The 21,081-nt window shown below is 67.3% G+C and carries 13 protein-coding genes and 1 pseudogene; 8 read left to right on the top strand and 6 right to left on the bottom strand.

Annotation, left to right across the window (positions count from 1 at the left end):
• The coding region (locus GM676_RS31660; RefSeq protein ID WP_170304388.1) for a hypothetical protein at nucleotides 1–239 on the top strand (239 nt) is incomplete at its 5' end.
• Nucleotides 240–299: 60 nt separating this feature from the next.
• Here the strand turns inward: GM676_RS31660 and GM676_RS29935 are convergent.
• Nucleotides 300–1,208, bottom strand: coding sequence for a LysR family transcriptional regulator (locus GM676_RS29935; RefSeq protein WP_155468177.1), 909 nt, complete (start codon nucleotides 1,206–1,208; stop codon nucleotides 300–302).
• Nucleotides 1,209–1,289: 81 nt separating this feature from the next.
• On the opposite strand from GM676_RS29935, the gene GM676_RS29930 reads away from it, so the two are divergent.
• The 3 genes and pseudogenes from GM676_RS29930 to GM676_RS31900 all read left to right on the top strand — a co-directional run.
• A complete protein-coding gene (locus GM676_RS29930) occupies nucleotides 1,290–1,928 on the top strand; it encodes an NAD(P)-dependent oxidoreductase (RefSeq protein ID WP_155468175.1) in 639 nt (212 codons plus the stop codon).
• A gap of 165 nt (nucleotides 1,929–2,093) precedes the next feature.
• Nucleotides 2,094–2,633 carry a pilus assembly FimT family protein gene (locus GM676_RS32495; RefSeq protein ID WP_229262923.1) on the top strand — a complete coding sequence of 180 codons (540 nt, stop codon included), beginning with the start codon at nucleotides 2,094–2,096 and terminating at the stop codon, nucleotides 2,631–2,633.
• A gap of 344 nt (nucleotides 2,634–2,977) precedes the next feature.
• A pseudogene (locus GM676_RS31900) lies at nucleotides 2,978–3,481 on the top strand (ISL3 family transposase); the annotation flags it as partial.
• A gap of 60 nt (nucleotides 3,482–3,541) precedes the next feature.
• Here the strand turns inward: GM676_RS31900 and GM676_RS29915 are convergent.
• The 3 genes from GM676_RS29915 to GM676_RS29905 all read right to left on the bottom strand — a co-directional run bounded on the left by GM676_RS29915 (nucleotide 3,542) and on the right by GM676_RS29905 (nucleotide 8,590).
• On the bottom strand, nucleotides 3,542–6,598 hold the full coding sequence (locus tag GM676_RS29915; protein WP_155468173.1) for a TonB-dependent receptor: 3,057 nt from the start codon (nucleotides 6,596–6,598) through the stop codon (nucleotides 3,542–3,544).
• A 108-nt stretch (nucleotides 6,599–6,706) separates the two neighbouring features.
• Nucleotides 6,707–8,257 carry a tryptophan halogenase family protein gene (locus tag GM676_RS29910; RefSeq protein ID WP_155468171.1) on the bottom strand — a complete coding sequence of 517 codons (1,551 nt, stop codon included), beginning with the start codon at nucleotides 8,255–8,257 and terminating at the stop codon, nucleotides 6,707–6,709.
• 21 nt (nucleotides 8,258–8,278) lie between these two features.
• Nucleotides 8,279–8,590 (bottom strand): hypothetical protein, encoded by a 312-nt coding sequence (locus tag GM676_RS29905; RefSeq protein ID WP_170304387.1) that lies wholly within the window; start codon nucleotides 8,588–8,590, stop codon nucleotides 8,279–8,281.
• Nucleotides 8,591–8,658: 68 nt separating this feature from the next.
• On the opposite strand from GM676_RS29905, the gene GM676_RS29900 reads away from it, so the two are divergent.
• Together GM676_RS29900 and GM676_RS29890 are read left to right on the top strand one after the other, a co-directional pair.
• A complete protein-coding gene (locus GM676_RS29900) occupies nucleotides 8,659–11,028 on the top strand; it encodes a putative bifunctional diguanylate cyclase/phosphodiesterase (RefSeq protein WP_155468167.1) in 2,370 nt (789 codons plus the stop codon).
• 388 nt (nucleotides 11,029–11,416) lie between these two features.
• Nucleotides 11,417–14,002, top strand: a complete 2,586-nt coding sequence (locus GM676_RS29890) for a bifunctional aconitate hydratase 2/2-methylisocitrate dehydratase (RefSeq protein WP_155468163.1) — start codon at nucleotides 11,417–11,419, stop codon at nucleotides 14,000–14,002.
• 33 nt (nucleotides 14,003–14,035) lie between these two features.
• Here the strand turns inward: GM676_RS29890 and GM676_RS32850 are convergent, their stop codons facing one another.
• Together GM676_RS32850 and GM676_RS32845 are read right to left on the bottom strand one after the other, a co-directional pair.
• Complete coding sequence (locus GM676_RS32850) at nucleotides 14,036–15,598, bottom strand: methyl-accepting chemotaxis protein (protein ID WP_155468161.1); 1,563 nt, start codon at nucleotides 15,596–15,598, stop codon at nucleotides 14,036–14,038.
• Nucleotides 15,599–15,611: 13 nt separating this feature from the next.
• Nucleotides 15,612–17,222, bottom strand: a complete 1,611-nt coding sequence (locus GM676_RS32845) for a methyl-accepting chemotaxis protein (RefSeq protein ID WP_155468159.1) — start codon at nucleotides 17,220–17,222, stop codon at nucleotides 15,612–15,614.
• 335 nt (nucleotides 17,223–17,557) lie between these two features.
• Between GM676_RS32845 and GM676_RS29875 the strand changes: the two genes are divergently transcribed.
• Both GM676_RS29875 and GM676_RS29870 read left to right on the top strand, forming a co-directional pair.
• Nucleotides 17,558–19,837: a two-component system response regulator gene (locus tag GM676_RS29875; RefSeq protein ID WP_155468157.1), complete on the top strand. Its 2,280-nt coding sequence runs from the start codon at nucleotides 17,558–17,560 to the stop codon at nucleotides 19,835–19,837.
• Between the two features lie 28 nt (nucleotides 19,838–19,865).
• On the top strand, nucleotides 19,866–21,026 hold the full coding sequence (locus GM676_RS29870; RefSeq protein WP_155468155.1) for an ATP-binding response regulator: 1,161 nt from the start codon (nucleotides 19,866–19,868) through the stop codon (nucleotides 21,024–21,026).
• The last annotated feature ends 55 nt before the right edge of the window (nucleotides 21,027–21,081 follow it).

Raw genomic sequence — 21,081 nt, 5'->3', positions numbered from 1 at the left:
CCGGCGGCGCCGCCCGCGCGCCCGCCGCCTGGCTGGACGAGTTGCGGCGGCTGGACCAGGCGTTGCGCGCCGGCGACGAGCGGGCGGTCAGCTTGTTTGCCGCCTGGGCGCCGGAGTTCGCCGCCACCTTTGACGGCTGGGATGCCGAGGCGATCCAGCGTTGCCTCGACCTGCGCGACTTCGACGGCGCCCACGCCGCGCTGCGCTGGGTGATCCACAAGCACCAGCTGGTCCTGTGACCGGTTGAGCGCGCGCGGGGCCAGGATGCCGGCGGCCCCCGCGGCGCGACCAGCCATGCGCTAACAGGTTGTCTCAAGGTAGGCCCGGAGCGCCGCGATCGCCAGCCGCACCTTGGCGGGCTGCGCGTCGCGCCGCACGGTCACCCCATAGACCCCCAGCGGCGGCATCGACCAGCCCGGCAACACCTGCACCGCCCGTCCCGCCGCGATCAGCGGCGCCGCATCCGGGGCGGGCATGCGCATGATGCCGGCCCCCTGCAACATGAGCTGCCGGAGCGCGATAAAGCTGTTGCCCACCACCGGGCCGTTGACGCGCACGCGCTGCGCGGGCGCGCCCGGCCGCTGCAACTCGATGAACTCGGCCTGGTGGCTCACGCTCAGGTTGAGCACCGGGAACCGGGCCAAGTCGGCTGGGGCCTGCGGTAGGCCGCGCTCCCGCGCGAACGCGGCGCCGGCCACCAGCAGGTGGCGCCATTCGGTCAGGCGACGCGCCACCAGGGTGGAGTCGGCAAGCGTGCCGACCCGGATGGCCAAGTCGATGCGCTCGGCGATCAGGTCCGCGCGGCGGTCCTCGGCGAACAGGCGTAGCGACAGGCGCGGATGGGCGCGCAGCAGGGGTGTCAAGGCCGCCGCCAGGTGCGCGCTGAAGCCGACCGGGAAGGCGATCCGCAATTCGCCGCGCGGCTCGTCGCGCAGGTCCGACAGGCGCTGCTCGGCCGCCTGCGCCGCCAGCAGCATGGCGGCGCAATCTTCATAGTAGACCTGGCCCGCCTCCGTGGTGTTCAGGCGCCGGGTCGAGCGGTGCAGCAGGACCAGGCCGGTTTCCGCCTCCAGCTGGCGGATTTGCTGGCTGACCGCCGAGGTGGTCATGTCCAGTTCGCGCGCGGCCGCGCTCATGGAGCCGGCCTCCACCACGTGGGCGAAGATGGCCATGCGCTTCAGACGGTCGATTGTTAAGGATTGCTTCATGGTGATTGTGAATTTTGCCCTCTTATAGGGTCATCGTAAAGCCTTCATACTCAATCCCTCTTCAACAATCAGGAGTTTCAGATGAAAATCGCATTGATCGGCGCTACCGGCTTCGTCGGCAACGGCCTACTGGCGGAGGCGCTCTCGCGCGGCCACCAGGTGACGGCCCTGGTTAGCCGTCCCGAGCGGCTCGCGCCGCGGCCGGGCCTGACGGTGGTGGGCGCCGATGTGCTCGACCAGCGGCGGCTGGCCGCCGAACTGGCCGGCCACGAGGCGGTCATCAGCGCCTTCAGCGGCCATGCGCGGCAAGACGTGCGCGAATACTACGGGCGCGGCTCGGACGCGATCATTGGCGCGGCCCGGCAGGCCCGCGTGCCGCGCCTGCTGGTGGTCGGCGGCGCCGGCAGCCTGGAGGTGGCGCCCGGCGTGCAACTGGTCGATACGCCGGAGTTCCCGGCGCAGTGGAAAGCCTCGGCGTTGGGCGCGCGCGACACGCTGCGCAAACTGCGCGCGGAAGCGGAACTGGATTGGACCTTCCTCAGCCCGGCGGCCCTGATCGAGCCGGGCGAGCGTACCGGCAAGTTCCGCGTCGGCGGCGACCAGCTGCTGACCGATGCGCAAGGCCAGAGCCGTATTTCCGTGCAGGATTATGCGGTGGCGATGCTGGATGAACTGGAGCGGCCGGCCCACCCGCGCCGGCGCTTTAGCGTCGCGTATTAGGCGGCGCGACGACGGTCGGCAGGTGCCGGACAGGGGAGACTCGGGATTTCCTTACAGAAAAATCGGCCGCGCCTGATCGATTATGCCGGCCTGCAGGAGTAGGATAATGCTAGGCATCCTTCGCCTCATTTTTGGGTATCCGGCATGTATCGAAATTTCAACGCAATGGGATTCAATCGGGTGGCGCGGGCCAGCGGCTTCACGCTGATCGAATTAATCGTCGTGATCGTCATTCTCGGCATCTTGTCCGCCGTGGCGCTGCCCAAAATGGCGGACTTCGGCTCGTCCGCGCGGGCGGCGTCCATCCGCGCGCTGGCCGGATCGGTCACCACCGCCACCAGCACGGCGAGGGGACTGATCGCCATCCGCGGGGCGGGCAGCGCGAGCGGGATCGCCGGCGTGACGTTTGTCAGCCTGGACGGCGGCACCCAGGTCCGTGTATGGAACGGCTATCCGGACCGCTGGTGCGATGGCGTCGGCGCCTTGATCGAGGGGATGACGGCGCCCGGCGCCGGTTGTTATCTCTCCACCGCGGCGGTGCAGTTCGATGGCTATACCTTCTATGGTTTCGGCAATAGCAAGATACCGGGCGGCGACGCGGGATGGCGCATCGAGAGCGCGCCGACGCCGACGCAGTGCTCGGTCCAATACACGTATAACGGTACCGGCGTACCGGTGATCAAGGCGAATACCAGCGGCTGCTGATCGGCAGCCCCGCCACGCGGCGCGGCGCCGGCAATATCGCCAGTCAAAAAAGTTCTTCACGGATTACCGGGATGACCCTGCTGTAAACGCAAGAAAGCAGTAAGGAAGAGTTATTGTGTTTGTGCGACCAAACCCGCTAACCAACCTACTGCTCTCATGCCAAATCATAGTCTTAGCCTTCCGTCCTGGGAAGGCTTTCTCATCTCGTCCATGGAAGTTGCCGGCAAGCGGCCACACCTGCGGCTAGTTACCGATCCTGCCCATCTGCTAGTCTGCTCGCATTGCGGTGCGCACGCCTCGGTCATCCATGAAACCATCTGGCGGACGGTGCGTGACTTGCCGATGGCCGAGGGCGCAGCCGAGAAGCGATCCGGCCATTCTTTGTCTGGCTTGGCCCTGATCGCTGCCGGCGCATCCAGGTGGTGGCGATGGATATGAATACCGCGTTTGATCTGGAGGTAAAGCATCATTGCCGAAGGGCCAGGGTCGTGTATGACCTGTTCCATGTCATCGCCAAATATGGGCGCGAGGTTATTGACCGGGTGCGGGTCGATGAGGCGAACCGGTTGCGTGATGATAAAGCGGCTCGCCAGTATGTGAAGCGCGCCCGTTGGCTGCTATTGCGCAATTTGGGCAATGTGCCATCAGAGCAGGTCCCGAAACTGGCCGAGCTTCTGGCGGCGAACCAGACACTGATGACTGTCTATGTAATGAAGGCGAGCTTGAAGGAACTCTGGACGCCAGTCGATCCCTGGCGCTGGCGATCGGCTTGGCGCATTTGGCACGCCATGGCGCGCTCCGAATTCTTCTTCCTCAAGATCAAAGCCGCTTTTCCCGGTAATCCGTGAAGAACCAAAAAAAACCGCCGGGCCCTCGCGGGCTGCGGCGGTGGTCGGAGTTGTTACAGCTTAGAACGAGTACTGTGCCAGCAGGGTGTAGCGCGGACCGCTCATGAACACCTGGCGGGTGAAGTTGCCCGCGTGCTGTTCCATGATCTGACGCGTGTACGTGTTGGTCAGGTTGGTGCCTTCCAGGCCGACACGGAACTTGTCCGTGAAGTCATAGAAGATCGACGCGTCCACCTGGCCGTAGGCCGCCTGGTACAACGGCAAGCCGAAGGCCTGGTCGTTGTTGGTGGTCGGGATCAGGAAGCGGCCGGCACCGGAGTCCGGATTGGTGTTCAGGCCGTTGTTGCCGCGGCTGCCCCACTGGTTCACGCCCAGCAGGTAGCGCGAGCGCCAGTTGTACGCCAGGCGCATCGACAAACCGTGCTGCTCGTACATGATCGCGAAGTTGATGGTGTTGCGCGACAGGCCTTGCAGCGGGGTCTTGCCGAACGCGCGCGCGTCGGTATCGCAGCCGTTGATGCTCAGGTTGAAGTTGGACGAGGCGTCGTTGCCCGAGCACCATGCTTCAAACACCGGCTTCTTCAGGGTGCGCTCGCTGTCCACGTAAGTCCAGCTGGCCTGGGTGCCGATGCCGCGCAGCCAGTCAGGCACGAAGTCGTAGTACTGCTGGTGAGCGATCTCGAAACCGCGCGCGTAGCCATTGGCGCCGTTGACCGGACCGGTGACCACGAAGGTTTGCGGCTTGCCGGTGACATCTTTCGCAGTGTACGAATAGTTCTGCGTCATGATGATGTCTTTGAGGTCCTTGTTGAACGCCGAGAAGGTCAGCGAACCGGCCTTGGCGAAGTACCACTCGGCGGTCAGGTCGACGTTGGTCGACATGGTCGGCTTCAGCATCGGGTTGCCGTCGCTGGTGCCGGTCAGGCTGGTGCCGTCGAAGCGCACGCCGATGGTGTTGCCGGCGGCGTCCTTGGTGACGGTCTGCAAGTGCTGGGCGTTGAGCGTGGTCTGCACCTGGAGCTGGTTGAAGTCCGGACGCGACATGCCGCGCGCCAGGGCGAAGCGGAATTGCAGGTCGTCGCGGGCCTTCATGCGCAGGTTCAGGCTCGGCAGCCAGTTGCCGTAGGAGTTCTTGTACGACTGCGATTCGGCGAACGCGGCGATGTTGATCAGCTTGTCCTGGCCGGTGGCGTTGGCGCCGGCCGGGATGGTCGGGGTGGACGGTGGCGTGAAGGCGACGTAGCCGCTGCCCGAGCCGTTGGTGCGCACGTAGCGCAGGCCGACGTTACCGTCGATCGGGTACTTCAGATCATCCCAGCCGAAGCGCAACTGGCCGTAGGCCGCGTTGGTGCGTTCCTTCTGCGTGTTGGTGGCGGCCGGATCGTTGAAGGTGGCCGGTTTCCACGTGTCGCAGGTGCCCCAGCCCTGGGCCGCCGATTGCTCGGCGCACAGGACGTCGTGGTAGGCGTGGATCTTGCTCCATTCCTGTGGGAAGCCGCGCACCGTCGCCTCGTTGGCGAACAGCATCGGCGGCAGGTTGTATTTGCCGCCGAAGAAGTTGTCGATGGTTTGCAGCGAGGCGCCGCCGGCGAAGCGCGGATCGTTCAGGCGCGCCACGTGCGGGATCTGCCAGCCCTCCATCCACGGGAAGGTGATGCCCTGCCAGTTGTAGAACTTCTGGGCCTTGTTGTTCACGCCCTCGCGGTCGGTGAAGCGCACGCCGAAGCGGACGTCGCGCAGCACCGGATCGTCGAAGGTGTACTTGAAGTCGGACTTCCAGGCCTTCTGGGTCGCGTGGGCGCGGTCCAGCGCCTCCTGGGTGTAGGCCCAGTAGTAGTTTTTCGGGTCGGCCATGTAGGCCGCCGAGCCCAGGTTGATCTGCGGCACGCTGCCGGTCATGTCCATGGTCTGGTTCGGCAGGATGAAGCCGGTCGAGACGTCGGCGTCGAAGCCCTCGGTGGTCGAGCGCACGTGCTGGAAATCATTGGTCCAGGTCAGCGACGGCGTGGCGCGCCACTGGACGTTCAGCGAGATGTCGCGGGTGCCCGACTCACGCGTGTTGATGCGCTGCGAGCTGTTGAACGGCGAACCGCCATAGGTCGGGTTGGAGATGGTGCCGCTCTGGAACGCGCCGTTCTTGTCGAACACCGCGTTGCTGCTGGCCACCTGCTGGTACCACTTGTCTTCGGACGACGCCACGACGTGCTCGTCCAGGTCTTCCTTGTACCTGGTCTTGAAGTAGGTCAGGGTGCTGGTCAGGTCGCGGTTCGGGCGCCACTGGAGGGCGGCGTAGTCGCCGCGGCGGGTGCGGTCGAAGTCCTGCGAGCGGTAGCCGACGCCGAGCGGAATCCACTGCGTCTTGCTGCGGTCGTACAGGGCCGGGTCGGTCGAGTTCACGTGCGGGAAGTAAGGGTCGACGCCGACGCCGTCCGAGCGGCTCGGGCTCTTGGCGTGGGCGATGTCGATCAGGGCGCCGATCTCGCCGATCCCGGTGGTCCAGCGGTTCGACAGCAGCAGGGTGCCGGTCGGCGAGGGCTTGCCCTTGCGCAGGGTGGAATACGATTCCGACACGCCCATCACGCCCTTGAAGCCCTTGTAGTCGAACGGCAGGGCGGTGCGCAGATTGACCAGCGCGGCGACCGCGCCTTCAACCTGTTCGGCGGACGGGTTCTTGTAGACGTCGACGCCGGCCATCAGCTCGGGCGCCACGTCGGCGAAGCCGAGCGAGCGGCCGCCGCCGGCCGAGAAGGCGTCGCGGCCGTTGACTTCCGAACGCACATAGGTCAGGCCGCGCACGGAGACGCCCGAGCCCTCGACCGACTGGCGGTTCGGGTCGCCCGCCATGTTGCGGTCGATGGTGACGCCGGCGATGCGTTGCAGCACCTCGGTGACCGAACGGTCCGGCAGCTTGCCGATGTCCTCGGCGACGATGGAATCGACGATCTCGTCCGATTCCTGCTTGAGTTTTTGTGCCGATTGCAGCGCGGCGCGCTGGCCGCTCACCACCACCGTGGTGGTGGCGGGGGCGTCCGCCGTTTGCGCCCATGCCGGGCTGGCATGCAACACGACAAGTTGTGCCACTGCTGCGGCGATCGCGGTTTTCTGTAACTTAACCAATTTGTCTCACTCCCATTTATAGATGTTTTGTACTGCGTACTTCATACAGCGCCCAGTGCTAGTTGGAAAAATTGCTGCCTCCCTCAGTGTGGTGATTGGATATGCATGTCATGCGGCCGCGCGCGGCGCCGCCCGCGTGGCCTGGCCCGCCACATACGCGCCGTGGTCCGGCATGCGCGCCGTCGTCTGCGCGATCATGTCGCGCAGCTGGGCAAAGTGGCCGTGCACCACGCGCATGTCGACGCGGTCGGCCAGCGGGTCGTAACGCTTGGGCGTCACGCCCAGGCCCATCATCATGGCCACGAACGACGGCTCGGCGAAGCCGGCGCGGTCGAGGATGGCGACGCGCCCGGTTTCGCGGAACAGCTCGATCTGGTGGCGCAGCGAATCCGGTATCGCCAGGTTGGCGCAGTGGCGCCAGAACGCCGAGTCGTCGCGCTTGGTCAGCTTGTAGTGCAGGATGATGAAGTCGCGCACCGATTCGTAGCGGATGCCCATGATGCGGTTGAATTCGTCGGCCAGCGCCGGGCTGCAATCGCGGTCGGGGAACAGCTCCACCAGCTTGCCGACCGCCGTTTCGATCAGGTTGATGCTGGTCGATTCCAGCGGCTCGACGAAGCCGGCCGACAGGCCGATCGCGACCACGTTCTTGATCCACGACTTGCGGCGCCGTCCGGTGACGAAGCGGATCTGGCGCGGCTCGTCCAGCGCCGCGCCGTCGATGGCGTCCAGCAGCACGCGGCGCGCCTGCTCGTCGCTGGTGAAGTTGTTGCTGTACACATAGCCGTTGCCGGTGCGGTGTTGCAGCGGAATGCGCCAGGTCCAGCCGGCTTCCTGCGCGGTGGAGCGGGTGTAGGGCGTCAGTTTTTGCACCGAGGCGCAGGGCACGGCCAGCGCGCTGTTGCAGGGCAGGTAGTCGCTCCAGTCCTCGTAGCCGGCCTGCAGCGCGCCTTCGATCAACAGGCCGCGGAAGCCCGAGCAATCGACAAACAGGTCGCCCTCGATGCGGCGGCCGTCGCGCAGCTTGACGGCGGTGACGAAGCCGGTCTCGGGATGTTGCTCGACCTCGACGATCATGCCTTCGACGCGCTGGGCGCCGCGCGCCACGGCGTAGTCGCGCAGATAGGCGGCGTACAGGCTGGCGTCGAAATGGAAACCGTAGGAATAGGCGTCGGTCAGGCCCGGGGTGTCCTCGCTGGGCGGCAGGAACTTGTTCTGGCTGGCCATGACCGAGGCCAGCGACCAGTGCTCGATCTCCGGCATCTGGTCAAATGCCTGGCCGAGGCGCAGCCAGTGGTGATGCGCGCTGATGCCGGCCAGCGGCGGGCCGAAGTCGCCGAACTGGTGGAAGAAGCGGTTGCCGAGGTGGCCCCAGTCCTTGAATTCGATCCCCAGCTTGAAGCTGGCCTGGGTCTTGGCCACAAAGTCGGCGCCATCCAGGCCCAGCGCGTTGTTGTAGAAGCGGATCGTCGGCAGGGTGGCCTCGCCGACCCCGATGGTGCCGATCTCGGGCGATTCCACCAGGGTGATCTCGCAGGGCTGGGTGGGGTGGCGCGCCAAGCGCTGGGCCAGCGGCGCGGCCGTCATCCAGCCTGCCGTGCCGCCACCGACGATGACGATCCTGCGGATCGCGCCGCCTTGCGTGTCATTGCTGCTCATGTTGTCTCCTGTCGCGATGGTTCAGAGCGGGCTGGCCATGACAACGTTTTCATTCATGCACGAACGAAAGCCGGTGGTAGCGCGTGCCTCGAACGACAGGGCAAATGGAATGGTCTTCTGGTGTGGCGTTTTCACGGTGTCTCTCCCTCTTTTATATCCGGCATCAAGTGCCGGTATTGGAACGCTAACATTAATACGAGCACCGAACAAATCTATGTGCGCCAAATGTCGCTGTTTAACCTCAGTCACTAAACAGGTCTTGACAGCAAAATAACCACACAATGCAAGTGGTAACGTTTTCATAGCTGGCATGAATACTGCTTCGCCAGTCACGGGCCGGCCTGGACAGCCCCGCTTTGGTGCGCCAGCCGCTGATCTGTGACCTTATTCGGAACGAGCTAATGCAGAATGACCTGGGCAATCTGTGCCCGCAGTGCGCCACCGCCGCTTACCGCGATCCCATCGATGCGCTTGCCGGACTCGGACGCTGGTCCATGGTGCGCGGCGCGCCGCATCTGTGCCTGTCCGCCATGGCCATGCGCCTGCTGGGCGCGGAGTCCGGCGACGAGACGCCGTGGATCGAGCGGGTGGTGCCGGAGGACCGGCAACTGCTGGACGGCGCGCTGTCGGCCATCGTCACCAGCGGGGCGGCGGTCAGTTGCGAGTTCCGCCTGGTCGAGCGCGAGCAGGGCGTGCGCTGGCTGCGCCTGCAATCGGTGGCGGCGGAGCAGCGCATGGTGGCCACCGGCATGCTGACCGACATCACCACCATCAAGCGCGCCGCCCTGCGCGAGCGCTTCAACTTCGCCCTGACCCAGTACCTGATCGGCACCGACACGCTGGACGAGGCGGTCTACAAGATCATCCATCTGGTGTGCGAGGAACTGGGCTGGGAATGGGGCGCGTTCTGGGCGCTGGAGCGCCACGGCGCGGCCGAGGCGCTGCGCTGCCGCCACATCTGGCACGCGCCGGAGCGCGACTACTCGCCCTTCCGCAGCGCCGCCACCACGCTGGTGGTGGCGCCGGGGCAGGGCGCGGTCGGCCAGGCCTGGCGGAGCGGGCAGTCGCTGTGGGTCGACGCCAGCGGCGAGCACAGCGATGCGCGCGTGCGGGCGGCCCGGCATTGCGGCCTGCAATCGGGCTTCTTCTTCCCGGTGACCTATGTGGCCGGCGATGGCCGCCTGCACAGCGCCGGCGTGCTGGAATTCTTCAGCAACGAACCGCGCCAGCGCGAGGCGCAGCTGCCGGGACTGGCGGAATCGATCAGCGCCCTGATCGCCCAGACCGGCCAGCGCATGGTGCAGCAGGAACGCGTGCGGGTGCTGGCGCAGACCGATGAAATGACCGGCCTGTTCAACCGCGCCCATTTCCACGCGCTGCTCGACGCGGCCTGCGCCCAAGGCGAGCCGTTCGGCCTGATGTACATCGACCTCGACCAGTTCAAGCCGATCAACGATGGCTTTGGCCACGCGGCCGGCAACCTGGTGCTGTGCGAATTCGCCGAGCGCCTGCGCCAGCTGGCGCCGGCCGGCGCGCGCGTGGCCCGCCTGGGCGGCGATGAGTTCGCCCTGATGGCGCCGCCCGGCTGGGACCAGCGGGCGCTCGACGCCCTGTCCGCCGCCGTGCTGGACGCGGCCCGCGCGCGCTTCAATTACATGGGGCATGACTTATCGGTCTCGGCCAGCATTGGCGTCAGCATGTTTCCGCTGCACGGCGTCGATACGGCCCAGTTGCTGCACGCGGCCGACGCCGCCATGTACCTGAGCAAGCGCAACGGCCGCAACCTGGTCAGCTATTTCTGCCACGAGAGCGATACCCAGCAGCGCGTGGTGGCGGCGCAGCTGCTGATGCTGTCGGCCTTGCAGGACGCCTTGCAGCGCAACGAATTCTTCCTGGAATACCAGCCGATCCGCGACCTGCGGCACGAGCGCACGGTGGCGCTGGAGGCGCTGATCCGCTGGCGCAAGGCCGACGGCACGGTGGTGCCGCCGGACCAGTTCATCCCGGTGGCCGAGCAAAGCCGGCTGATCGTGTTCATCGGCCGCTGGGTGATCGAACAGGTGTGCCGCGACCTGCCGCGCTTGCAGGCGGCCGGCATGCCGGACATCCAGGTGCACGTCAACATGGCGGCGCCGGAATTCCTCGACGACGATTTGCCGCGCGAACTGATGGCGATTGTCGGCGCGGCCGGCATCGCGCCGTCGCGCATCTGCCTGGAGCTGACCGAGGGCGTGATCATGCGGCGCATCGACAAGACTCTGCCCATCATGCGCGAGCTGGTGCGGCTGGGTTTTGAAATCAGCCTGGACGACTTTGGCATGGGCTATTCCTCGCTGTCGCTGCTCAAGACCTTGCCGATCAGCTCGATCAAGATCGACCGCGTGTTCCTGCAGGGCGTGCCGCACGACCGCGACGATTGCGCCATCGTCCGCACCATCATCGACCTTGGCCTGAACATGCGGTTGCGGGTGATCGCCGAAGGGGTGGAGAGCGCGACACAGCTGGGCTTCCTGCGCCAGTTCGACTGCACCCAGGTGCAGGGCTATCTGTCGGGCCGGCCGGTGGTGCTGGCCAGCCTGCTGGCGGCGGCTCAGGAAAACCGGCCGAAGGTCAGCAGCAGCCACGCCACCACGATCACCACCATGCCGGTGACGGTCATGCACGACCAGGTGAAAAAGCAGGCCGACAGCGCGGTGGCCTGCAAGCCGCGCTCGAACAGGAAGCCGAGCCCGAAGTCGAAGGTGGCCAGCACGCTCCAGCGGCGCAGGTAGACCGGCAGGTAGCGGCTCATGTATTTGTTGTGCTGGAGCGCGGCGTGCCGCTCGAAGCGGTTGCGCGCCGCGCTGACGTCGCGAAACAGCCAGTCGAAGAACATGAACCGGTAGAGCAGGGTGCGGAATGGCAGGGCGGGCGGCGCCGGCGCTGGATTCTCTTGCTCGGGCTTCAATCTTTCCGTCATCTTGAGCACCTCCGCGGTGGTGGGCTGTCGTCACTAAGCTTGAGAATATACCGGAACGGCGGCCGGCCTCAAGCGAATGTGGCAAAAAGCGCGTGGCCTCTCCTATTATATGTCTTATATAAGAGTTGTCGGTGTATAATAACGGCCAGTACAGGCGGTCGATCAACGCCTGCCCTGCAATCAACCTGACGAGAACTATCATGCTAGCTGCTTATCGTGCCCACGTTGCCGAACGTGCAACCCTCGGTATCCCACCGCTGCCGCTGTCGGCCGCCCAGACCACCGACCTGGTTGAACTCCTGAAGAACCCGCCAGCCGGCGAAGAACAATTCCTGGTCGAGCTGATCACCAACCGCGTGCCCGCCGGTGTGGACGATGCGGCCAAGGTCAAAGCGGCCTTCCTGACCGCCGTGGCCAAAGGCACGGAAACCTCGCCGCTGATTTCGCGCGAACTGGCGACCCGGCTGCTGGGCACCATGCTGGGCGGCTTCAACATCAAGCCGATGATCGAGCTGCTGGACGACGCCGTTGTCGGCGACGTGGCGGCCGAGGGCCTGAAGAAAACCCTGCTGATGTTCGACTACTTCCACGACGTCAAGGAACTGGCCGACCAGGGCAGCGCGCGCGCCAAGGCCGTGCTGCAATCGTGGGCCGACGCCGAGTGGTTCACCTCGCGTCCTGAAGTACCGCAAAGCCTGACCCTGACCGTGTTCAAGGTCTCCGGCGAAACCAACACCGACGACCTGTCGCCAGCACCAGACGCGACCACCCGTCCGGACATCCCGATGCACGCGCTGGCGATGCTGAAAAACCCGCGTCCAGGCATCAACCCAGAAGAGCCGGGCAAAGTCGGCCCGCTGAAACAGCTGGAAGCGCTGAAAGCCAAGGGCAACCTGGTGGCCTACGTCGGCGACGTGGTCGGCACCGGTTCTTCGCGTAAATCGGCCACCAACTCGGTGCTGTGGTTCACCGGCGAAGACATTCCGTTCATCCCGAACAAGCGTTTCGGCGGCGTGTGCCTGGGCACCAAGATCGCTCCGATCTTCTACAACACCATGGAAGACGCTGGCGCACTGCCAATCGAACTGGACGTGTCGCAAATGGAAATGGGCGATGTGATCGAACTGCGTCCATACGACGGCAAAGCGCTGAAGAACGGCGCCGTCATCGCTGAATTCACCGTCAAGTCCGACGTGCTGTTCGACGAAGTGCGCGCCGGCGGCCGCATTCCGCTGATCATCGGCCGTGGCCTGACCACCAAGGCGCGTGAAGCGCTGGGCCTGCCAGCATCGACCCTGTTCCGCCTGCCACAAAACCCGGTCGATACCGGCAAGGGCTTCTCGCTGGCGCAGAAGATGGTTGGCCGTGCATGCGGTCTGCCGGAAGGCCAGGGCATCCGTCCAGGCACCTACTGCGAACCGAAGATGACCACCGTGGGCTCGCAAGACACCACCGGTCCGATGACCCGCGACGAGCTGAAAGACCTGGCTTGCCTGGGCTTCTCGGCCGACCTGGTGATGCAATCGTTCTGCCACACCGCCGCTTATCCGAAAGTGGTGGACGTGAAGATGCACCGCGAACTGCCAACCTTCATCGAAAACCGCGGCGGCGTGGCCCTGCGTCCGGGCGACGGCGTGATCCACTCGTGGCTGAACCGCCTGCTGATGCCGGACACCGTCGGCACCGGTGGCGACTCGCACACCCGTTTCCCTATCGGTATCTCGTTCCCAGCCGGTTCCGGCCTGGTGGCGTTTGCCGCAGCCACCGGCGTGATGCCGCTGGATATGCCTGAGTCGGTACTGGTGCGCTTCAAAGGCAAGATGCAGCCTGGCGTGACCCTGCGCGATCTGGTCAACGCGATTCCGCTGTACGCGATCCGTTCCGGCCTGCTGACCGTGGACAAAAAAGGCAAGAAGAACATCTTCTCCGGCCGCATCCTGGAAATCGAAGGCCTGCCAGACCTGAAGGTTGAGCAAGCGTTCGAACTGTCGGACGCGTCGGCAGAACGTTCGGCCGCTGGTTGCACCGTGCACCTGGATAAAGCCCCGATCATCGAGTACATGAACTCGAACATCACCCTGATGAAGTGGATGATCGCCAACAACTACCAGGACAAGCGCACGCTGGAGCGCCGCATCAAGGCCATGGAAGCCTGGCTGGCCAACCCGCAGCTGCTGGCGCCGGACGCCGACGCCGAATACGCCGCCGTGATCGAGATCGACCTGGCCGACATCCACGAGCCTATCGTGGCCTGCCCGAACGATCCGGACGACGTGAAGACCCTGGCCGAGGTGGCAGGCGACAAGATCGACGACGTGTTCGTGGGCTCGTGCATGACCAACATCGGCCACTTCCGCGCCGCCTCGAAAGTCCTGGAAGGCAAGTCGGACATCCCGGTGCGCCTGTGGATCGCGCCGCCGACCAAGATGGATGCGCAGCAGCTGACCGCCGAAGGCCACTACGGCACGCTGGGCCGCACCGGCGCCCGCATGGAAATGCCGGGCTGCTCGCTGTGCATGGGCAACCAGGCGCAGATCCGCAAGGGTGCCACCGTGATGTCGACCTCGACCCGCAACTTCCCGAACCGTCTCGGTATCGAAACCAATGTGTATCTGGGTTCGGCGGAACTGGCGGCGGTATGCTCGGCCCTGGGCCGCATCCCGACCAAGGAAGAGTACATGTCGCACATCGGCGTGATCGACAAGAACGCCGCCGACATTTACCGCTACATGAACTTCGACCAGATCGAAGAGTTCCGTGAAGTGGCGGACACCGTCAAGGTGTAAGCGTTAAAAACCCCGCTGCGGCGGGGTTTTTTTTTAGGCCAGCAAGGGGCGTGTGCCGAGCCGGAAGGCGCCCACCGCGCTGGCCAGCACGCCGGCCTGGTCGCGCAGCGATTCGGAGGCCGCCGCCGCCTGTTCCACCAGCGCGGAATTCTGCTGGGTGGCCCCGTCCAGCTCGGCCACGGTGCGGTTGATTTGCTGGATGCCCACCTCCTGTTCCTGTCCCGCCGCGCTGATCGCGCTCATGCTGTCGGCCACCTGGCGGATGCTGGCGACGATCTGCTCCATGGTCACCCCGGCCTGTTCCACCAGCTTGCTGCCGCTGTCGACCTGGGCCGTCGAGTCGGCGATCAGTTGTTTGATATCGCGCGCTGCCACCGCGCTGCGCTGGGCCAGGTTGCGCACCTCGCCGGCGACCACCGCGAAGCCGCGCCCTTGTTCGCCCGCGCGCGCCGCCTCCACCGCCGCGTTCAGGGCCAGGATGTTGGTCTGGAAGGCGATGCCGTCGATCACGCCGGTGATCTCGGCGATGCGGCTGGAGGAGCCGCGGATGGTGTCCATGGTGTTGACCACGCCGGAGACGATTTGGCCGCCCTTGTGGGCGACGTCGGAGGCGGCGCTGGCCAGCTGCTGCGACTGGCGCGCGTGGTCGGCGTTGTGCTTGACGGCGGCGGTCAGCTGTTCCAGCGAGGCGGCCGCTTCCTCCAGGCTGGCGGCCTGCTGCTCGGTGCGGCGCGACAAGTCGGCGTTGCCGGTGGCGATTTCCGCCGTGGCGGTGGCGATGGCGGCGGCGCCGTCGCGCACCTTGCCGACCGTGCTGGCCAGCCGCGCCTGCATGCCGGCCAGGCCGCGCATCAGGCGCGCCATCTCGTCGTGGCCGCCGGTCGGGATGGGATTGGACAGATTGCCGTCGGCGATGCTGTCGAAGTGGGCGATGGCCTGCTGGATCGGCCGCAGGATGGCGCGCGCCAGCGCGAGCGACGCCAGCGCGATCAGCACCACGCCGACGCCGATGGCGCCGGCGGTGACCCAGCGCAGGGTGCTGTACGAGGCCTGGCTCTCCAGCGAATGCTGGCGGTTGCTGCGCTCCTGGAATTCGGTCAGCTTGGCGGCGCTGTCGGAAAAACGGGTGAACAGGGGTTGCATGCGGGTCATGATGATGCGGTCGGCGCCGGCGCCATCCCTGGCCTTGAGCCGCTCGACCAGCGGCAGCAGGGCCTGCTCCAGGAATTGCTTGCGGGTGGCGTCCACCTCGCCGGCCAGTTGCGCCTCCTCGGCGTCCTGCGGCAGCGCCAGATAGCGGCCCCAGGCCTGGTCGGACAGGGTGGCGAAGTTGGCCGCCCGCGCCAGCAGCTTGTCCACCTCCGGCAGTTCCGGATGCATGGCCACCCGGTCCAGCACCAGCCGGGCGCGGCACAACGCCAGCTGGGTGTCGGCGATGGCCGTCATCGACGGCATGATGTTGGTTTCAATGTCGGCCATGGCGGCGTGTACCCGGCTCATGCCGTACAGGCCGCTGACGCCGGCGACGACGATCAGCAGCCCCAGCAAGGTCATGGTCGCGGTCAGGCGCTGGCGGATGGTGGTTTTGCACTTCATGATGGTCCTCGTGTCAATGGGCCCCGGCGGCGCCCGGCAGGGCCAGGCGGGCCGGCGCCAGCAGCGTGTCGGCGGCCTGCGCCGCCCCGGTCTTGAAGGCGGCCACCACGTGGGCCAGGCCGTCGGCCTGTTCCTGCATGGCCACCGCGGCGGCGGCCGCTTCCTCCACCAGCGCGGCGTTCTGCTGGGTCACATGGTCCATTTCGCAGATGGCCTGGTTGATTTGCTCGATGCCGATGCTTTGCTCGTTGCTGGCGGTGGTCAGCTCGGCGATGATGCCGTTGACGTCGTTGATGCTGCTGACCACGTCGTTCATGGTGGCGCCGGCCTGGTGCACCAGCGCGGTGCCCTTGCCCAGCTCGGCCACGGAATCGCCGATCAATTGCTTGATCTCGCGCGCCGCCTGGGCCGAGCGCTGCGCCAGCGCGCGCACCTCGCTGGCCACCACGGCGAAGCCGCGCCCCTGTTCGCCGGCGCGCGCCGCCTCCACCGCCGCGTTCAGGGCCAGGATGTTGGTCTGGAAGGCGATGCCGTCGATCACGCCGATGATCTCGACGATCTTGCCGGAGGCGGCGTTGATGGCGCCCATGGTGTCGACCACCTGGGCCACGGCGGCGCCGCCGCGGGCGGCGGTCTCGGTGGCGGTGCGCGCCAGCTGGTGGGCGCGCTGCGCCTGGCCGGCGCTTTGCTGCACGGTGCTGGTCAGTTCCTCCATCGAGGAGGCGGTCTCCTCCAGCGCGGTGGCCTGACGCTCGGTGCGGTTGGACAAGTCCTGGTTGCCGCTGGCGATCTGGCGCGAGGCGGCGGCGATGGCGTCGGCGCCGTCGCGCACCCGCCGCACGATGCCGTCCAGGCTGCCGTTCATGTCGCGCAGCGCCAGCAGCAGCTGCCCGGCCTCGTCGCTGGCGCCGACCTGGACCTTGCTGCGCAGGTCGCCGGCGGCCACCGCCTGGGCCAGGATCAGGGCCTGGGTGATCGGCGCGGTGATCGAGCGGCTGATGCGCCACGCCACCAGCGCGCCCAGCGCCAGCGCGCCCAGCGCCAGCAGCAGCATCAGCCGGCTGGCGCGCTCGGCCGCCTGCTCGGCGTCCTGCTCGTCGGCGCGGCTTTTGTTCTCCTGCAGGTCGATGAACTCGTCGATGCCGCTCTGCCAGGCGGTGTAGGCCGGGCCGGCCTGCTTGAGCAGGAAGTGGACCGCCTGCGCGCGGTCGCCGTGGCTCATGGCGAGGAATTGCTCGCTGAGCGGCTCGGCCGCCGCTTGCAGCGCGCGGATGCGTTCCAGCAGGCGGCGGCCGTCGCTGTCCAGCTGCAGGCGCTCGAGCGCGCCGCTGGCCTGCTGGTAGCGTTCGCGCGCGGCCTTGACCTTGTTGTACTCGACCGCCGCCGCGCCGGCGTCGTCCAGCAGGGCGATGCTGCGGATCACGCGCGAGACGATATGGGTCTGGGTCGCCATCTGCTCCAGCAGCAGCACCTTCCTGGCGTTGACGTCGACGATATGGTGCAGCGCCTCGTTGGAGCGCCGTATGCCTTGCAGGCCGCACAGCGCGACCGCGGTCAGCAGGAGCAGCAGCAGCGCGTGGCTGAGGCCGAGACGGATGCCGATTTTCCAGTTGGCGATATTCATGACAAAACTCCTTTGTGCGACGTGGATGCGTGGCCGCACGCGGCAGCCATGGCGCGCCAGCTTAGCCGAACCGGGGCCGGCGGCGAAAGCGGAAATTGGCGCCCGTTGTTTTTGCCGGCACCGGCGCGGCGCCGCCGCGAAAATATTTGCGCCGGCGCCGGCGCCGCCCCGTCATAGGGCCGGCGCGGCGCCGGCGGCGGCTTTGTCAGGATTTCCTGACGGCCGTGTTTGATTGCCCTACACGGCAATCAAGAACGCCCGATAGGCAGGGGCGGCGCTTCCCGGCATGCTGGCTACCGCCGCCAATTTCCCCGGTGGCCTTGAAGGAGAAATAAGTGAATCACCCCCCCAGTCCCGTCGTGGCGACCGCACCCCCGTGCCACACCATCCTGATCGTCGATGACCGTCCGGCCAATCTCGGCTTCGTGGTCGACCACCTGGAATCGCTGGGCTACCGGGTCATCGTGGCGCTGGGCGGCGCCGAGGCGCTGCGCCGCATCGGCTTCGCCCGTCCCGACCTGATCCTGCTGGACGCCATGATGCCGGAGATGGATGGCTTCGAGGTGTGCCGCCAGCTGCGGGCGCAGGGCAGCATGGACGACATCCCGGTGATCTTCATGACCGCCCTCAAGCAGACCGACTTCAAGCTGTCGGCGTTCGCGCTGGGCGCGGTCGACTATCTCACCAAGCCGTTGCAGGTGGACGAGGTGGCGGCGCGGGTGGCCACCCACCTGGCGCTGCGCGACGCGCGGCTGCAATTGCAGCAGCAGACCCGCCAGCTGCAACAGGTGCGGCGCGAGCTGCTGGACGAGGCCGACCGCCGCAACGCCGAACTCCAGGACAGCAACCGCCGCCTGCAATTCGAGCTGGCCGAGCGCTACGCGGCCGAGCTGGCGCTCCAGGCCAGCATGCTGGGCTACCAGGAAGTCTTCGACCATGTGTCGGACGCCCTGTACCTGCTGGAGGGCGGCGACGACGGCCAGTTCCGCTACGTGCAGATCAATCCGGCCTTCGCCCAGCTGCTGGGCCTGCCGCACAGCGCGGTGCTCGGCCAGCAGGCGGCGCAGCTGCTGGGCGCGGCGGCCGGGGCGCAGTTGCAGGCCGCCTGCCAGCGCTGCGTGGCCGACGGCGCGCCGGTCGAGCTGGAGCTGGTGCTGGAATTGCCGGGCCGGCGCAGCATCCTGCAGCTGACCCTGGTGCGCTCGCGCGTGCCCAGCCGCAACGGCCGCCACCTGGTGGGCATCGGCCGCGACGTCACCCGCCTGCACGACTACCAGGCCCAGCTGACCTTCCTGGCCAAGCGCGACGTCCTGACCGGACTGCCCAACCGGCACAGTTTCCGCGACAGCCTGGCGCAGGCCGTCGGCGGCGGCGCCACGGTGGGCGTGCTGCTGCTGGGGCTGGACCACTTCCGCGAGCTCAACGACGGTCTCGGGCGCGCCTTCGGCGACCGCCTGCTGATCGCCTGCGCCCGCCTGCTGGAGCAGGCGGTGGGCGCGGACGGCCTGGTGGCGCGCATCGGCGGCGACGAGTTCGCCGTCCTGCTGGCCGGCGACGGCGCCGGCCAGGCGGCCGGCCCGCTGGCGCGCCGCCTGTTGCGCCTGCTGGCGGCGCCGGTCGACCTCGGCGACTACGAGCTGGCGGTCGGGTGCAGCATCGGCATCAGCCAGGCGCCGCAGGACGGCGCCGACGCCGAGACCCTGCTGTGCAACGTCGACACCGCCATGTGCCGCGCCAAGGCCGAGGGCGGCCACCGCTACCAGCACTTCACCGCCGAGATGAGCACCACCACCCGCCGCCGGGTCGAGATCGGCAACGCGCTGCGCCACGCCATCCGCCTGGCCGAGCTGTCGCTGCATTACCAGCCGCGCGCCAGCGTGCAGGGCGGGGCGGCCGTGACGGTGGGCATGGAGGCGCTGCTGCGCTGGGACGGCCAGCTGCTGGGCCGGGTGGCGCCGTCGGAATTCATCCCGCTGGCCGAGCAGAACGGCCTGATCCTGCAAATCGGCCAGTGGGTGCTGGAGCGCGCCTGCCATCAGGCCCAGGCGTGGCGGGCGCGCCACGGCGCCGCGCTGCCGGTGGCGGTCAACCTGTCGGCGCGCCAGTTCCGCGACGCCGACCTGGTGCGCATGGTCGAGGTGGCCCTGCAGAGCAGCGGCCTGCCGCCGCACCTGCTGGAGCTGGAGCTGACCGAGAGCATGCTGATGCAGGACGCCCGCCGCACCCGCCGCACCCTGGCCGCGCTCAAGGCGATCGGCGTGCGGCTGGCGGTGGACGATTTCGGCACCGGCTATTCCTCGCTGAGCTACCTCAAGAGCTTCCCGCTCGACTACCTGAAGATCGACCGCTCGTTCGTCGCCGGCCTGCCGCAGGACCGCAGCGACGCCGCCATCGTGCGCGCCATCATCGCCATGGCCCACACGCTGGGCCTGAAGGTGATCGCCGAGGGGGTGGAGACCGCCGGCCAGCTGGCCTTCCTGCGCGCCCAGCAGTGCGACGAGATCCAGGGCTACTGGTTCAGCCGGCCGCTGGCGGTGGCCGACATGGAAACCTACCTGGGCCGGCCGGGGCAGCAATTCGGCGCGGTCGCCCCGTTGTCTGGTAGCATCGGATAACCCCCGAGACCCGCCCGCTGGAGCCCCCATGAGCCTGCCGCCCGACCTGCGCGACCGCACCATCCTGATCGTCGACGACACCCCCGCCAACCTGACGCTGGCGGTGGCCATGCTGGAGCAGCAGGGGCTGCGGCTGACGGTGGCGCAAAGCGGCGACGAGGCGCTGCGGCGGGTGGCGTTCGCGCCGCCCGACCTGATCCTGCTGGACGTGATGTTGCCCGGCATCGACGGCTTCGAGGTGTGCCGCCGCCTCAAGGCCGGGCCGCACGCGGCCATCCCGGTGATCTTCATGACGGCGCTGCGCGACACCGCCGACAAGCTGGCCGGCTTCGCCGCCGGCGCGGTCGACTATGTCACCAAGCCGCTGCAGTCGGAGGAGGTGCTGGCGCGCGTCAGCACCCATCTGCGGCTGGCCGCCATGCAGGCCCAGCTGATCGCCCAGAACGCCCTGCTGGCGCGCGAGAACCAGGAGCGGCGCGTGGCCGAGCGCGTGCTCCAGCAATACCGCGACAGCCTGGAGCTCCAGGTGGCGGCGCGCACCGCCGAGGTGCGCGAGCTGGCGGCCCACCGCGAGAGCGCGCGCGAGGACGAGCGCAAGCACATCGCCCGCGAGCTGCACGACGAGCTCGGGCAGTCGCTGACGGCGCTGCGCATGCGCGCGGCGCTGCTGCGGGTGCGCTTTGGCGCCAGCGTGCCGGGCCTGAACGAGCAGGTGCGCGAGATGACCGAGCTGGTCGACCGCAGCATCGGCGTGGTGCGCAATGTCGCCACCACCCTGCGCCCGACCGTGCTGGACCTGGGGATCGGCTCGGCGCTGGAGTGGCTGGTGGACGAGTTCCGCCAGCACAGCGGCCTCAATTGCAGCCTGACGCTGGCGCTGGAGCAGGGCGGGCCGAGCGAGGCGCAAGCCATCGTGGTGTTCCGCATCGTGCAGGAATCGCTGACCAATATCGCCCGCCACGCCGAGGCCAGCGAAACCAACGTGGTGCTGCGCTGCGGCGCCGACTGCTGCGAACTGCGGATCGACGACGACGGCTGCGGCTTCGACCCGGCGCAGGTGCGGCCGCATTCCTTCGGCCTGCGCGGCATCCGCGAGCGGGTGCTCAGCCTGGACGGCGAGGTCACCATCAGCAGCCGCCCGGGCGGCACCACCAGCATTGCCGTGGTGCTGCCGCGAGGGCCGGCGTGAGGCAGGGCGGACGCGGGCCGGCGCGCCGGCGCTGGCTGGCCGCGCTGGGCTGGCT

This window comes from Duganella radicis (assembly GCF_009720825.1).
GTDB classification, from domain to species: Bacteria; Pseudomonadota; Gammaproteobacteria; order Burkholderiales; family Burkholderiaceae_D; genus Rugamonas; species Rugamonas radicis.
Note: the sequence above shows the minus strand (reverse complement) of the source record. Positions and strands in the feature narration are given on the sequence as shown.